General features: G+C 72.9%; 13 protein-coding genes and 1 pseudogene. 5 read left to right on the plus strand and 9 right to left on the minus strand.

Annotated elements, in window-relative coordinates:
- Both ACME2J_RS16590 and ACME2J_RS16595 read right to left on the minus strand, forming a co-directional pair.
- On the minus strand, window positions 1-1,305 hold the full coding sequence (locus ACME2J_RS16590) for a nucleotide sugar dehydrogenase (protein ID WP_495546048.1): 1,305 nt from the start codon (window positions 1,303-1,305) through the stop codon (window positions 1-3).
- Window positions 1,302-2,324 carry a Gfo/Idh/MocA family oxidoreductase gene (locus ACME2J_RS16595; protein ID WP_495546049.1) on the minus strand — a complete coding sequence of 341 codons (1,023 nt, stop codon included), beginning with the start codon at window positions 2,322-2,324 and terminating at the stop codon, window positions 1,302-1,304. Before ACME2J_RS16595 ends, ACME2J_RS16590 begins: the two co-directional genes overlap by 4 nt.
- 20 nt (window positions 2,325-2,344) lie before the next feature.
- Between ACME2J_RS16595 and ACME2J_RS16600 the strand changes: the two genes are divergently transcribed.
- From ACME2J_RS16600 to ACME2J_RS16615, 4 genes are all read left to right on the plus strand, one after another.
- On the plus strand, window positions 2,345-3,052 hold the full coding sequence (locus ACME2J_RS16600; RefSeq protein ID WP_495546050.1) for an acyltransferase: 708 nt from the start codon (window positions 2,345-2,347) through the stop codon (window positions 3,050-3,052).
- Entirely contained in the window at window positions 3,049-3,705 is a 657-nt protein-coding gene (locus tag ACME2J_RS16605; protein WP_495546051.1) for a hypothetical protein, read from the plus strand. The genes ACME2J_RS16600 and ACME2J_RS16605 overlap by 4 nt, the downstream gene beginning before the upstream one ends.
- Window positions 3,706-3,834: 129 nt before the next feature.
- A complete protein-coding gene (locus tag ACME2J_RS16610; RefSeq protein ID WP_495546052.1) occupies window positions 3,835-5,313 on the plus strand; it encodes a DUF4331 domain-containing protein in 1,479 nt (492 codons plus the stop codon).
- A gap of 64 nt (window positions 5,314-5,377) precedes the next feature.
- Window positions 5,378-6,652: a tetratricopeptide repeat protein gene (locus tag ACME2J_RS16615; RefSeq protein ID WP_495546053.1), complete on the plus strand. Its 1,275-nt coding sequence runs from the start codon at window positions 5,378-5,380 to the stop codon at window positions 6,650-6,652.
- Window positions 6,653-7,327: 675 nt separating this feature from the next.
- Here ACME2J_RS16615 and ACME2J_RS16620 read toward each other — a convergent pair.
- The 7 genes from ACME2J_RS16620 to rpsF all read right to left on the minus strand — a co-directional run bounded on the left by ACME2J_RS16620 (window position 7,328) and on the right by rpsF (window position 13,107).
- A complete protein-coding gene (locus ACME2J_RS16620; RefSeq protein WP_495546054.1) occupies window positions 7,328-8,665 on the minus strand; it encodes an adenylosuccinate synthase in 1,338 nt (445 codons plus the stop codon).
- 5 nt (window positions 8,666-8,670) lie between these two features.
- A complete protein-coding gene (locus ACME2J_RS16625; protein ID WP_495546055.1) occupies window positions 8,671-9,465 on the minus strand; it encodes an ATP-binding protein in 795 nt (264 codons plus the stop codon).
- The gene (dnaB, locus tag ACME2J_RS16630; protein ID WP_495546056.1) at window positions 9,462-10,877 is read right to left on the minus strand and encodes a replicative DNA helicase; all 1,416 of its coding nucleotides are present in this window, start codon (window positions 10,875-10,877) and stop codon (window positions 9,462-9,464) included. Before dnaB ends, ACME2J_RS16625 begins: the two co-directional genes overlap by 4 nt.
- Window positions 10,878-11,030: 153 nt before the next feature.
- Window positions 11,031-11,480: a 50S ribosomal protein L9 gene (rplI, locus tag ACME2J_RS16635; protein WP_495546057.1), complete on the minus strand. Its 450-nt coding sequence runs from the start codon at window positions 11,478-11,480 to the stop codon at window positions 11,031-11,033.
- 4 nt (window positions 11,481-11,484) lie between these two features.
- Window positions 11,485-11,817 carry a 30S ribosomal protein S18 gene (gene rpsR / locus ACME2J_RS16640; RefSeq protein WP_495546058.1) on the minus strand — a complete coding sequence of 111 codons (333 nt, stop codon included), beginning with the start codon at window positions 11,815-11,817 and terminating at the stop codon, window positions 11,485-11,487.
- A 262-nt stretch (window positions 11,818-12,079) separates the two neighbouring features.
- The gene (locus ACME2J_RS16645; protein ID WP_495546059.1) at window positions 12,080-12,571 is read right to left on the minus strand and encodes a single-stranded DNA-binding protein; all 492 of its coding nucleotides are present in this window, start codon (window positions 12,569-12,571) and stop codon (window positions 12,080-12,082) included.
- A gap of 155 nt (window positions 12,572-12,726) precedes the next feature.
- Window positions 12,727-13,107 carry a 30S ribosomal protein S6 gene (gene rpsF / locus ACME2J_RS16650; protein ID WP_495546060.1) on the minus strand — a complete coding sequence of 127 codons (381 nt, stop codon included), beginning with the start codon at window positions 13,105-13,107 and terminating at the stop codon, window positions 12,727-12,729.
- Between the two features lie 88 nt (window positions 13,108-13,195).
- Between rpsF and ACME2J_RS16655 the strand changes: the two are divergent.
- Window positions 13,196-13,401, plus strand: a pseudogene (locus ACME2J_RS16655) (hypothetical protein); the annotation flags it as partial.

The raw sequence follows: 13,401 nt of genomic DNA on the forward strand, positions 1-13,401 counted from the left end.
TCAGCCGGGCGGGGCCGTCGGCCGCCCGATCACCTTGACCAGGAGGCCGGCGACGGCGAAGCGGTCCGCGTCGAGGACGCCGCGGCCGTCGACGATGACGCGCGCCCCGGGGAGGTCGTGCGGGCGCAGCTCGCGGTAGCCGGAGTGGTCGGCCTGCACCACCACCGCATCCACCGCGTCGCCGGTCCACGGCTCGAAGCCGAGCGCCGAGAGCTCGCCCGCGTCGAGGAGCGGGTCGGCGGCGAGGACGTGCGCGCCGCGCTCGGCGAGCGCGTCCCGCAGCGGGAACGCGCCGCTGAACGCGGTCTCCTTGACGTCGCCGCGGTAGGTCACCCCGAGGACGAGGACGCGCGCGCCGGCGAGGCCCTCCGCGCCGCCGAGCCCGTCGGCGAGCAGGGCGGCCGCGTAGGCCGGCATCGCGTCGTTCACCGCGCGGGCGGCGGCCGGGAGCCGCGCGTCCGGGTCGCCCTCGAGGTAGAAGCGGGGGTAGACCGGGATGCAGTGCCCGCCGACCGCGATCCCCGGGCGGTGGACGTGGCTGAAGGGCTGCGAGTTCGCGGCGGTGATGACGCGGTCGACGTCGAGCCCGTGGCGGTCGGCGGCGCGGGCGAACTCGTTCGCGAGCGCGATGTTCACGTCGCGGTAGGTCGTCTCGACGAGCTTCGTCATCTCGGCGGCCTCCGCGCCGCCCATCCGCCACACCGGCGCGTCGAGGAACGACTCGTAGAGGACGGCGGCGCGCTCCTCGCCGGCCGGGGTCAGGCCGCCGACGAGCTTCGGGTAGCTCGCGAGGTCGGCGAAGATGCGACCGCTGAAGACGCGCTCGGGGGAGAAGGCGACGTGGAAGCCGTCCCCGGCCGTGCGCCCGCTCGCCGCCTCGAGCGCCGCCGCCACGCGGCCGCGGGTCGTCCCGACGGGGACGGTCGTCTCGATGCAGACGACGGGCCGCGCCTCGGCGGGGGCGTCGCGCAGGCCGCGGCCGATGTCGGTGCACACCGCGTCGAGGGCGGAGAAGTCCGGGCGCGCCTCCGCGTCGACGACGAGCGGGGGGACGGCGACGACGAGGTCGGGACCCTCGGCGACGGCCGCGGCCGTGTCGGTCGTCGCGCGCAGCCGTCCGGCGCCGACGGTCTCGGCGAGCGCGTCGGCGAGACCGGCCTCGCCGGGGAACGGCTCGCGCGCCGCGGTCACGGCCTCGACGACCGCGGGATCGACGTCGCAGCCGACGACCTCGTGGCCGGCGCGCGCGATGTGGGCGGCGATCGGGAGGCCGATCTTGCCGAGGGCGACGACGACGGCCTTCACGGCGCGCCGTCCATGCGCACGGTCTCGCCGGTCGCGGCGGCGCGCAGGGCGGCCTCGGCGGCGAGGACGGTCTCGAGGCCCTCCTCGAGCGTGACGACCGAGGCGTCGGGGTCGCCGGCGACGAGGTCGCAGAACGTCTCCAGCTCGACGAGGAGCGGCTCGCGGCGCGAGAGGGCGAAGCGCGTCATGTCGCCCTCGCTCACGCCGCGCAGCGAGCGCGTCGACTCCCACGTCGACGCGACGTCCCCGTTGCGGTAGAGGGTGAGGTCGGCGGTGAGCGTGTCGGCGACGAGCATGCCGCGCTCTCCGAGGACCCGCGTCTGCCGGACCTTCGTCGGCGAGAGCCAGTCGACGACGCAGTTGAACGCGACGTCGCTCGCGAGGCGGCCGGTCGCGAGGACGAGGTCCTCGTGCTCGCGCCCCATGCGGTGCGCGGTCTCGGCCGCGATGCGGGCGACCGGGGCGCCGCCGAGCCAGCGGACGAGGTCGAGGTCGTGCGTCGCGAGATCCTTCACGACGCCGACGTCGCGGACCCTGGCCGGGAACGGGCCGACCCGCTCTGTCGCGATGAGGAAGATCTCCCCGAGCTCGCCGGCCTGGGCGCGGCGCCGCAGCTCGAGCAGGGCGGGGTTGAAGCGCTCGACGTGGCCGACAGCCGCCTTCACGCCCGCCTCGCGGACCGCGGCGATGAGGGCCCGCGCCTCCTCGGCGGTCGCGGCGAGGGGCTTCTCGACGAGGACGTGCACGCCCGCCGCCGCGAGGGCCCGCACCGCCGGGAGGTGCTCCTCGGTCGGGACGGCGACGATCGCGAAGTCGGGGCGGCCGCGGGCGAGCAGCTCGTCGAGGGTCGCCATGACGAGCGCGGGGTCGCGCACGGCGTCGTGGGGATCGCCCCCGGGATCGACGGCGCCCGCGAACGCGACGCGGGACGAGGTCTGGAGCAGGCGCGCGTGGTGGCGGCCGATCATCCCCAGGCCGAGCACCGCGCCGCGCAGGGGGCTCTCTGAGAGGGCGGACACGGCGGAGGTAGGGTATCCCGATGCCTTCTTCCGACGCCGTCGGCCTCGTGCTGCCCGACTCCGCCCGTGTCGCCTCCGATGTCGAGTTCGGCTCCTACGTCGTCGTCCACGAGGGCGTCGTGATCGGAGCCGGCAGTCGCGTCCAGGACTTCGCGGTCCTGGGCAAGTCGCCGACGCTCTCGCCGCGGTCGGTGTTCGCGGGCGCCGACGCCGGGACGGGGGCGGTGCTCGGCGAGCGGGTCGCCGTCCTCTCGCACGCGGTCGTCTTCGCGGGGGCCCGCCTCGAGGACGACGTCATCGTCGGCGACGGCGCCGTCGTCCGCGAGCGCGCGATCGTCGGCCCGCAGAGCGTCGTCGGCCGCGGGGTGACGGTCGACCCCGACGTCCGGATCGGCGCGAGGGTCCGCCTGCAGTCCCACGTCTACGTCACCGCCGGGAGCGTCATCGAGGACGACGTCTTCGTCGGCCCGGGGGTCGTGACGACGAACGACGACACCATGGGACGCCACGGCGCGAACGCCGACCTCCAGGGCGTCGTCCTGCGCAAGGCGAGCCGGGTCGGCGGGGGCGCCGTCCTCACGCCGGGCGTCGAGATCGGCGAGGAGGCGTTCGTCGCCGCCGGCGCCGTCGTCACCGCCGACGTCCCCGACCGCGCCGTCGTCATGGGCGTGCCCGCGCGGGTCGTCCGCCGGGTCCCGGACGGCGAGCTCCTCGAGCGGTGGCGGTGACGCAGCTCGTCCGCCGCCGCCGGGGCGCGCTCTTCGTCCGGCGGCGCACCCAGGTCCTCGGCGGTCTCGCGGGCGCGACGACGCTCGCGGTCGCGGTCATCGAGATCGGCAGGGTGTGGCAGAAGAGCCGGGTCCCGGACGTGACGGAGGTCGAGCACCCGGTCCTCGCGGTCGAGCACGCGCTCGAGCAGACCGTCGAGGTCGCGGTGGAGGGCTATCGCCGGGGCTCGTCGCGCGAGAACGCGCTCCTCAACATGCTCGCGGCGTTCACGCTGACGTTCGCCGCCGCGCGGACCTCGACGGCGTACATCCGCTCGCGCGGGCGGTTCGGGCCGTTCCGCGACCTCCTCGTCGGCACGACGCACGTCCACCACTTCGTCCCGGGGATCGCGCTCGCGTTCCTCGCCGGCGGGACGTCGCTCGTCACCCGCAGCGAGCGGCTCGCGCCGTTCCTCGCGGTCCCCTTCGGCGCCGGCATGGCGCTCACGCTCGACGAGGCGGCGCTCCTCCTCGAGCTCGACGACGTCTACTGGTCCGACGAGGGCGTCGTGAGCGTCGACGTCACGTTGGCGACGCTCACCGGCCTCTCGTCCCTCATGCTCGGCTTCCGGCTGCTGCGCCGCGGCGAGGAGCAGGTCTTCGGACGGGCGTGAGGCTCGGGCCCCCGCTCTCGTCCGCCGAGGTCGGCAGCGCCAAGTCCCCGATGCGCCGCGGGGAGTTGTGATCTGCGGCACGACCGCTCGCGCTAGTCCCTGGACGGTCCCCAAGGGAAAGAGCTTCTGATGCGCAAACCCGTCCTCGCGGCAGCCGCCGTCCTCTCGACCATGAGCGCAGGAGGCGTCGTCGCCACCCTCAGCTCGGGTTCAAGCCATCGGGAGGCGCCGCTCACTTCGGCCGACCCGCTGGGTGACACCACCGACGTCTGGGCGTTCACGCCGGCCGGCGCGCCCGGTCAGGTCGCGATCGTCGCGAGCTGGGTGCCCTTCGAGGATCCCGCCGGCGGCCCGAACTTCTACCGGTTCGACGACCGCGCGCGGTACTACCTCAACATCGACAACACGGGTGACGGCAAGGCAGACATCCGCTACAGGTTCGACTTCCGCACGAAGTTCAACGACAAGAACTACCTGCACTCGCTCGTTCCGGTCGACTCCCTGAACAGCGAGAACCTGTTCCAGAAGGAGTCCTACGAGATCGTGCGCGAGAAGTTCAACTCGCGTGGCAAGCGGATCGCCGTGAAGAGCCTCGGCAAGGACTTCCGCGCGGCGCCGAGCAACGTCGGCCCGAAGACGATGCCCGACTACGAGGGCCTGTGGCGACAGGCGGTTCGCAGCGTCCCGGGCGGGGGCAAGGTCTTCGCCGGCCAGCGCGACGACGCGTTCTTCCTGCCGCTGGACCGCGTCTTCGACTCGGTGAACCTCGCCGGAGCCGGGACGGGGAACGAAGGGGGCGGCATCGATACCGTCGCCGGCTACGGGACGCAGACCATCGCTCTCCAGCTGCCGGAGTCGGCGGTGACGCGCGATGGCCGCTCGGTCTCCTCGGCGGAGGCCTCGAACGCGACCGTCGGGATCTGGGCCTCGACAGAGCGCCAGCGGGTCCAGGTCACCAACCGCCCGCGGTCGCGCAAGGCGAGCGTCCGAAAGAAGTCGGGCCAGCGCGACACGGACTGGGTGCAGGTGAGCCGCCTCGGGAACCCGCTCGTCAACGAGCTCTTCATCCCGGTCACGAAGAAGGACCAGTACAACCGGCAGGAGCCGTCGGGCGACGGTCGGGCCTTCGGCAAGTTCGCGGCCAACCCGTTCCTCGCGGGCGCCTTCAACCAGCTGCTGATGCTCGGCATCAAGGAGACGGACCGCACGGACATCGTGCAGGCGTTCTTCACCGGCGTGCCCGGTCTCAACCAGATCGGCTCCAAGCCGGCGGCGGCAGACACGCTGAAGCTGAACATGGGCGTTCCGCCCTCGGAGAACGAGAATCGGTTCGGCGTCATCGGCGGCGACCTCGCCGGCTTCCCCAACGGCCGCCGCCTCGCTGACGATGTCGTGGACATCGAGCTGCGGGTCTTGGGCGGATATCTCGTCCCGGAGGATGAGGGCGGCAAGAAGCTGCCTCTCGGCGACGGAGTCGACCGCAACGATCAGGACTTCCTGCCGGACTTCCCCTATGTGCCGTCCCTGAAGAACGAGATCGGCGGTTCGCCGACGGAGGATCGCGTCGAGCCCCCCCACGCTCCGACACCCGCGGACAACCCCTCCTGACGACTCTCGTCGCGGAGGCGGGCCGCCCGAGCGGTCCGCCTCCGTCGGCGTGATCGAGGTACCCATGCGCAAGCTCATCGTCATCTGCATCGCCTCCTTCGGGCTCGGGGCGCTCGTCTTCACCCTCACCCGGGACGGCTCCGTTGCCGACCAGCAGGCGCAGGCCGCTCGGACCGCTCCGTCGGAGCGACGCATCGTCGAGCTCGAGAGGGCGGCGCGAGAGCGCCCGGACGATCCTCGACCGCTCATCCTCATCGCATCGACGCTGCTGGGTGAGGTCCGAGCGGGTGCCGATACGCAGGCGTACGTTCAGGTGGACGAGGTACTCCGGCGCGCGCTCGAGCGCGACCCCTCGAGCGCTGAGGCCTACACGGAGCGTGGATCACTCCGACTCGGCCGCCATGACTTCCGCGGGGCGTTGGAAGACGGGCAGCGCGCGCGCCGTCTCGCTCCTGAGATGGTGCGGCCGCTCGGTGTCGTCGTCGACGCGAACGTCGAGCTCGGACGCTACCTGGAGGCCGAGAAGGTGCTCCAAGAGATGGTCGACCGCAAGCCCAGCCTCGATTCCTACTCGCGGGTGGGCTATCTCCGCGAACTCAGGGGCGACCTCGACGGCGCGCTCGTGGTCCTCGCCCTCGCGGCGTCCGCCGGCGGCGCGGGCCCGGAGAACGTCGCCTTCGTGCAGTCGCTCATCGGCAACCTCGAGCTCGCGCAGAAGCGGCCCGAGAGGGCGCGCGCCGCCTTCCGCTCGGCGCTCGCGAAGGTCCCGCGGTATGCCGCGGCCGCGGCGGGCCTCGCGCGCCTCGACATCGCGGCCGGACGCCTCGACAAGGCGATCGAGAGGCTCCGCGACGTCGTCTCGCGCGACGCGAAGCAGGAGTACGTCGTGCTGCTGGGCGAGCTCGAGCTCGTGACGGGGCAAACCGCTGCGGGTCGCCGCACGCTCGCGAAGGTCCCCGTCGAGCTGAAGGCGCTCGAGGCGGCCGGCGAGAACACCGAGACGGAGAAGGCGCTCTTCGAAGCCGACCACGGCGACCGCGACCGGGCGGTTCGAGCCGGCCGCGCCGCCTGGGCGAACGGACCGAGCGTCCGGGCCGCCGATGCGCTGGGATGGGCGCTCACCCGCGCTGGCAGACCGCAGGAGGGTCTCGTGTACGCGCGGCGCGCTCTGCGTCTGGGCACGCGCGAAGCGGCGTTCCTCTTCCATGCGGGGATGGCCGCCCGAGCCGTCGGCCGCGACGACGAGGCACGGCGCTGGCTGCAGGAGGCGATCGACTCGAACCCCGCTTTCTCGCCCATGCACGTCCGTACCGCCCGCGAAGCCCTCGCGGCTCTCTAGCCCTTCGGCGGGACGAGCTCCCGAGGTGGTGGGGATGCGGCCTTTGCCTCCGTCTCATCTGTACGCTTCCGTTCACTCGGATTGGCGGCAGGTGGAGGCGTGCGGCTCTCGCACGCCTTCGGACTCGACTCGCGGCCCGACGACGGCCCGATCACCCACCCCGGGGCGTACGGCTTCGACACGGAGTTCGCCGCCGAGGAGTGGAACGCGATGTATCGCGCGGTCGCCGCCGAGCTCGGCACGTGCCCGCCGCCGGCGGGTCCCGCGCGCCTTCGGCTCGGCGGACGCGACCGCTTCTCGCGCGCGCTGGCGCTGCGCCGCGACGCGCTCCGGGTCCGCATCGGCGGCAGCGGCCGGCGGATGGTCGTCCGCGTCCGCGCGACGGCCCGGGTCCGCAAGGGCACGAGGACCCGCAGCCTCCGCGTCGCGTCGCGACGGCTCGTCGTCCGCCCCGGTCGGGCGCACTGGGTCTCGGTGCCCCTCACCCGCGAGGGCCGGCGCTGGCTGCGCGGCGTGCGCCGCGGCGCCGTGACGGTGCGCGCGGTCGGCGGCGGCTCGGCGGCCGACCGCCCGACGGCGGCCCGCCGCGTCGTCCTGCGCTCGCCCCGAGGCGTGAGTGTGGATTCACCCGGCTCACGGCCAGGTGGATCCACGCTCACGCGCGGTGGCGGGGCGTCAGACGACGGACGGCGCGCGGCCGGCGACGGTCTGCTCGCCCGCCTTCGTCCAGATCGTCGCGTCGCGCGCCGGCCCGACGCCGATGAGCGCGATCGGGACGCCGGTCTGCTCGGCGATGAACGCGAGGTAGTCGCGCGCCGCCTGCGGCAGCTCGTCCTCGCTGCGGCAGGCGCTGATGTCCTCGCTCCAGCCGGGGAGGTCGACGTACTCCGGCTTGGCGTGATGGAGCACCGTCTGGTGGTAGGGGAAGGACTCGAAGACCGCGTCCTCCTCGCCCCGGTAGCGGGTGCAGACGCGGATCGTGTCGAGGCCCGAGAGGACGTCGAGCTTCGTGATGCAGAGCGCGGTGAGCGAGTTGATGCGCGCCGCGTACTTGAGCGCGACGAGATCGAGCCAGCCGGCGCGTCGCCGCCGGCCCGTCGTCGTGCCGTACTCGCCGCCCCGGTCGATGATCCCGTCGCCGACCTCGTCGCCCGGGAGGAGCTCGGTCGGGAACGGGCCGGCGCCGACGCGCGTCGCGTAGGCCTTCGCGATGCCCCAGACCTCGTCGATGTCGCGCGGGCCGACGCCGGCGCCGATGCACGCGGCGCCCGCGACCGGGTTCGACGAGGTGACGAACGGATACGTGCCGTGGTCGATGTCGAGCAGGGCACCCTGCGCTCCCTCGAAGAGGACGAGCTTGCCCTCGTCGAGCGCCCGCCAGGCGAGCGCGCTCGTGTCGGCGATGTGCTGCTCGAGGCGGTGGCCGAAGGTGAGCAGGTCGAGCGTCATCTGCTGAAGATCGAGCTGCTCGGCGAACTCCGCGTCCTTGTCGTAGGGGCGGAGCATCGCGCGCTTGGGCTCGAGCGCGGCCATGATCTTCTTCTTGAGGATCTTCTCGTCCAGCATGTCCTGCACGCGGATGCCGAGCCGCGCGGCCTTGTCGGCGTAGGCGGGGCCGATCCCGCGCTTCGTCGTGCCGATCTCGTTGCGGCCGAGCCGGTCCTCGCCGGCGCGGTCGAGCAGCCGGTGGTAGGGCATGATGACGTGCGCGTTCGCGCTCACCTTGAGGCCGCTGACGTCGACGCCGCGTTCCCTGAGGCCGTCGATCTCCTCCGTGAGGACCGAGGGGTCGATGACGACGCCGTTGCCGATCGCGCACGTCTTGCCGGGGTAGAGGATCCCCGACGGCACGAGGTGGAACTTCCACGTCTCGCCCCCGTGGACGATCGTGTGTCCTGCGTTGTTCCCGCCCTGGAAGCGGATGACGGCGTCCGCGCGCGCGGCGAGGAGGTCGATGACCTTGCCCTTCCCCTCGTCTCCCCACTGAGCGCCGACGATGACGGTGCCTGGCATGTCGCTCAGAGTCTACGGCGCGACCAGTCGCTCTCGTCGGCCAGCTCGCCGCTCCCACCCCAGCGCGCCGGCTCCCCGCTCTCCTCCCCGAGGACGGCGAGGCGCTCCGGGACGGGCTCCTCGCGCAGGCGCCGGTCGGCCCCCATGAGCGGGACGAGCTCGCACATCTCGCGCAGCCGGCTCACGGTCCGCTCGGTGATCTGCTCGCTCAGCTCGTCCTCGCTGAGGTTCGTCGTGAGGACGACGGCGCGCTCCTCCTCGTAGCGGGCGTTGACGATCGCGTAGAGCTGCTCGAGCACCCAGGGCGAGGTCTTCTCGGCGCCGACGTCGTCGATGTGGAGGAGGTCGACGGCGGTGAGCCGGTCGAGCAGCTCGGTGTACGAGGCGTCGCTCTCCTCGTCGAACGTCGTGCGGATCTCGGCGAGGAGCCGCGGCAGCGAGTAGATCGCGACGGAGCGGCCGCGGGCGATCGCCTCCTGCGAGACGAGCATCGCGAGCGAGGTCTTGCCCGTCCCGACGTCGCCGAAGAGCCAGAGCCCGCGGCCCTCGTCGAGCGCCGCGTCGATGTCGCGCACGTAGGCGCGGATGACGCGGAGGATGTAGTCCGGCATGTCGCTCACCGGCGGCCGGTCGAACGACAGCCCGCGGTACTTCTTCGGGATCGAGCGGGAGAGGGAGCGCGCGCGCCGGGCCGCGATCCGCTGGTCGCGGCAGCGGCACCGGCGGGCGATCCGCGTCTCCTCGTCGACGACGAAGCCGGAGCCGTCGCAGAGCTCGTAGGGGCAGTCGGGACCGGTCATGCCGCGTCGCGCATCTGCGAGAGGAAGCGCGGGTACTCGCCCTGGAAGGTGAGGTTCACGGTCCCGAGGCCGCCGTTGCGGTGCTTGGCGATGATGAGCTCCGCCTCGCCGGGCGCCTCGGTCGTCTCGGGGTAGTAGTACTCGTCGCGGTAGATGAACATGACGAGGTCCGCGTCCTGCTCGATGCCGCCGGACTCGCGGAGGTCGGAGAGCATCGGTCGCTTGTCGGTCCGCGACTCGACGCCGCGGGAGAGCTGCGACAAGGCGATGACCGGGACCTCGAGCTCGCGCGCGAGGATCTTCAGGCCGCGGGACATCGCGCTCACCTGCTGGACGCGGTTCTCGATGCGGCCGTCCGCGCGCATGAGCTGGAGGTAGTCGACGATGATGAGGCCGAGGGGCGACTGCTGGTGCAGGCGGCGCGCCTTCGCGCGGATCTCGAGGAGCCCGACGTCGGACGAGTCGTCGACGAAGAGCTCGGCGGCGTCGAAGCGCGCGGACGTCTCGAGGACGCGCTTCCACTCGCGCTCCCCCTTGAGCCGGCCCTTGCGCAGGTCGTCGCCGCGGATGCGCGACTGCGACGCGACGAACCGCTGCGCGAGCTCGCCCTCGGACATCTCGAGGCTGAAGAGGGCGACGGGGCGCGGCGTCGCCTTGTGCAGGGCGACGTTCTCGGCGATGTTCGTGACGAGCGCCGACTTGCCCATCGAGGGTCGCGCGGCGAGGATGATGAGGTTGCCGGGCTGGAAGCCGCCGGTGATCTCGTCGAGATCCTCGTAGCCCGACGGCGTGCCGGTGAGCTGGATGCCCTCGGTCGCGAGCTTCTGCCAGACGTCGATCTCGTGGTGCAGGATCTTCCCGACCTGCACGAACTCCTTCGAGCGGTCGAGGTCGGCGACCTCGAGGATCTGCGTCTCCGCGCGCTCGACGAGCTGCTTCGCGTCGGCCTCGCCCGCGTGGACGGCGGCCTGGATCTCGTAGGTCGACTGCAGGAGCCGGCGCAGGAGCGAGTGCTCCTTGACGATCTTGCCGTACTGCCGGAGGTTGCCGACCGCGGGGACCGCGGCGGCGAGCGCGTCGATCTGCGCCTGGCCGCCGATGTCGTCGAGCTTGCCGCGCGAGCGCAGGTGCTCGGTGAGGGTGAGCACGTCGATCGGCTCGTTCTCCTCGTAGAGCGCGTGCATCGACTCGAAGACGACGCGGTGGCGCTCCCGGTAGAAGTCCCGCGGCTCGAGGTTCTCCTCGATGATGTACGCGTAGTGCGTCTTCTCCGAGAGGAGGATCGCCCCGAGGACGCTCTGCTCCGCCTCGGCGGAGTGCGGCGGCACCGTGCCGGTACCCGGCGCGGACGGCGCCGCGACCGGTGCCCCGAAGTCGCGTCCGGGATCGAAGTCGTCGGGGAAGGCGTTCATCGGGAACGAGCGAGGGTAGCGAGCCGGTCAGAGGGCTTCCGGAGCTCCGGCCGGAAACTGCGCGGATTTCCGCAGGGCGTCCCGAGACGACGACGGGCGCCCGTCGGGCGCCCGTGTGCGGAGTGCGGCGGCGCGCGTCGCGGCGCGCTCGTCTCAGGCCTCGGTGACGATCGTCTTCACCGTCGCGTGGACGCCGTCGGCGACCTCGACGTCGACCTGGAAGGTGCCGGTCGTCTTGATCGCCTCGTCGAGCACGATCTTCCGCTTGTCGACGGTGACCCCGCGGGCCTCCTTGATCGCGTCGGCGATGTCCTGCGTCGTCACCGATCCGAAGAGGCGGCCGTCCTCGCCGGCCTGCTGCGAGATGGTGAGGACGGTGCGGTTGAGCACCTCGGCGAGCTCGGCGGCCTCGCTGCGGGCCGCGGCCTGGGCGCGCGCCTGATCCTCGGCGCGGCGCTGCGACGCGGCGATCGCCGCCTTCGTCGCCGGGGCGGCGAGCTTGCGCGGCTCGAGGTAGTTGCGGAAGTAGCCCTTGGACACCGTGACGACGGTGCCCTTCTCGCCGAGCGACTCGACGTCCTGGAGGAGGATGGCCTCGGGCATCGGTCTAGCGGTCCCGATCCCGGTCCCGGTCCCGGCCGCCGCGCTCGCGGGAGTCGGTCGCGCTCTCGTTGACGTACGGCAGGAGCGCGAGCTCACGGGCGCGCTTCACGGCCGTCGCGATCTGGTTCTGGTGGCGACGGCACGCGCCGGTGATGCGCCGGGAGCGGATCTTGCCGCGCTCGGAGATGAACTTGCGGAGCGTCGTGAGATCGCGGTAGTCGACGCGATCGATCTTCTCCTTGCAGTGCAGGCACGGCTTGCGGCGGCCGCTGCCGGGCCCGCCCTTCTTGTCACGGCGGCGGGAGGTCGCCTTTCCGCGGTTGCGCTGCTTGGCCAAAACGAAGTCCTCGTGAAGTGGTGTGTCGCAGGCGCGCAGGATGCGCCGGGCTCACCCGGCTCCGCGCGCGAAGGGGCATTGTGACACGTCGCCGCGGACGGCGACCGCTCGGCTACCACGCGAGTCGGTCGGACCGCGCGGGAGCCGGGCGGAACGGCCTCGGAACGGGCGGGAGCCCAGGCCGTGCCGCAGAGGAGCCGCGCCTGGGTTCTCGCGATCGCGCCGGCCGCCCCGTGCGGCGGTCGCCCGGCGCGATGACGGGTCAGAAGGGGATGTCGTCGTCCCCGGCCGGAGCCGGTGACGAGCCGCCGACCGGCGCGGGCGCGAAGTCGGAGGAGTCGGCCGGGATGTCCGACTGCGGGGTGAAGCCCGAGGACTGCTGGCCGCCGCCGTAGGAGCCGCCCTCGCCCTCGCCGCGGCCGCCGAGGAACTGGACGGAGTCGGCGACGATGTCGACCGACTGGCGCTTCTTGCCGGTCTCGCGCTCCTCCCACTCGCGCCACTCGAGGCGACCGTCGATCGCGACCGGGCGGCCCTTCGAGAGGTAGCGGGCGCAGTTCTCGCCCTGCGCGCCCCACACGGTGACGTCGAAGTAGTTCGGCTTGTCGACCCACTCGCCGGAGGCGTCCTTGCGGCGGGTGTTGCAGGCGACGCGCAGCCGGCAGACCGCCGTCCCGCTCGGGAGCGAGCGCAGATCGGGGTCGCTCGTGAGATTGCCGGTCAGGACGACGCGGTTGATGTTCGTCGCGGCCATGGTCCGCGGTGCTCCTTTCGGGGGCGAACGATTCGCTCTGGTCCCGGTCGAGGATAGACCCGGGGCCGGAGGTCATCTCCGGTGTCCCCGCTCGTTGCGAGGATTCGTCAGGAAGTCGCGGGACCGCCGACGCGTCTGACGCGCCGGCGAGGCGATCAGGAAGCGGCCGGGGCGGGCTCTTCGGTCGGCTGCTGCTGCTGCTGCGCGGCCTCGGCCTTGAGGTCCGGGACCTCGCCGACGCCGGGCGCGAGCTTGATGATGCGGTAGCGCAGCAGGCCGTCCGTGATGGAGAGCACCCGGTTGAGCTCCTCGAGGAGCTCGCGCGGACCCTGGAACTGGAGGAGGCGGTACTCCGCGTCGCCGTGCTTGCGGACCTCGTAGGCCGTCGGGCGCGTGCCCCAGTCGTGCGTGCCGACGAGCGTGCCGAGACGCTCGATGAGCGCCTGCGTGTCCGCGAGGATCTTCGCGCGACGGTCGGCGTCGGCCGCCGTGTCGAGGAGCAGCGTGAGGTCGTAGGTCGGGGCGGAGGGTGCCATTCGACCCCGAACGGTAGCAGCGGCCCGCCCGCGCGGGCGTGCCGCCGCGAGGGGGGGCGAACCCGGGTGGCGCGGCCCTCATGGGGGCATGGACCCCGATCACGACCCCGCACCGCTCCACTCCCGCATCCGGTGGGGCACCGTCGGGCCCCTCGCCGTCCTCGTCCTCGCCGCCGCCCTCGCCGTGCTCTGGCCGCGCATCGCCGCGGCGCCGCGGCCCCTGCCGGACGCGGCGACGCGACCGGTCGCGCCCGCGGACCGCGCGGCCGGCAGGCCGCCCGACGGAGCCGCGGG

It is taken from the genome of Paraconexibacter sp. (genome assembly GCF_059438195.1).

What these genes read in the sequence shown, in the direction of transcription:
- ACME2J_RS16600 (WP_495546050.1), top strand. Translation starts at nt 2,345, where the DNA reads ATGCCTTCTTCCGACGCCGTCGGCCTCGTGCTGCCCGACTCCGCCCGT.
- dnaB (WP_495546056.1), bottom strand. Translation starts at nt 10,877, where the DNA reads ATGAACGCCTTCCCCGACGACTTCGATCCCGGACGCGACTTCGGGGCA.
- ACME2J_RS16645 (WP_495546059.1), bottom strand. Translation starts at nt 12,571, where the DNA reads ATGGCCGCGACGAACATCAACCGCGTCGTCCTGACCGGCAATCTCACG.
- rpsF (WP_495546060.1), bottom strand. Translation starts at nt 13,107, where the DNA reads ATGGCACCCTCCGCCCCGACCTACGACCTCACGCTGCTCCTCGACACG.
- ACME2J_RS16610 (WP_495546052.1), top strand. Translation starts at nt 3,835, where the DNA reads ATGCGCAAACCCGTCCTCGCGGCAGCCGCCGTCCTCTCGACCATGAGC.
- ACME2J_RS16620 (WP_495546054.1), bottom strand. Translation starts at nt 8,665, where the DNA reads ATGCCAGGCACCGTCATCGTCGGCGCTCAGTGGGGAGACGAGGGGAAG.
- ACME2J_RS16615 (WP_495546053.1), top strand. Translation starts at nt 5,378, where the DNA reads ATGCGCAAGCTCATCGTCATCTGCATCGCCTCCTTCGGGCTCGGGGCG.
- ACME2J_RS16625 (WP_495546055.1), bottom strand. Translation starts at nt 9,465, where the DNA reads ATGACCGGTCCCGACTGCCCCTACGAGCTCTGCGACGGCTCCGGCTTC.
- rplI (WP_495546057.1), bottom strand. Translation starts at nt 11,480, where the DNA reads ATGCCCGAGGCCATCCTCCTCCAGGACGTCGAGTCGCTCGGCGAGAAG.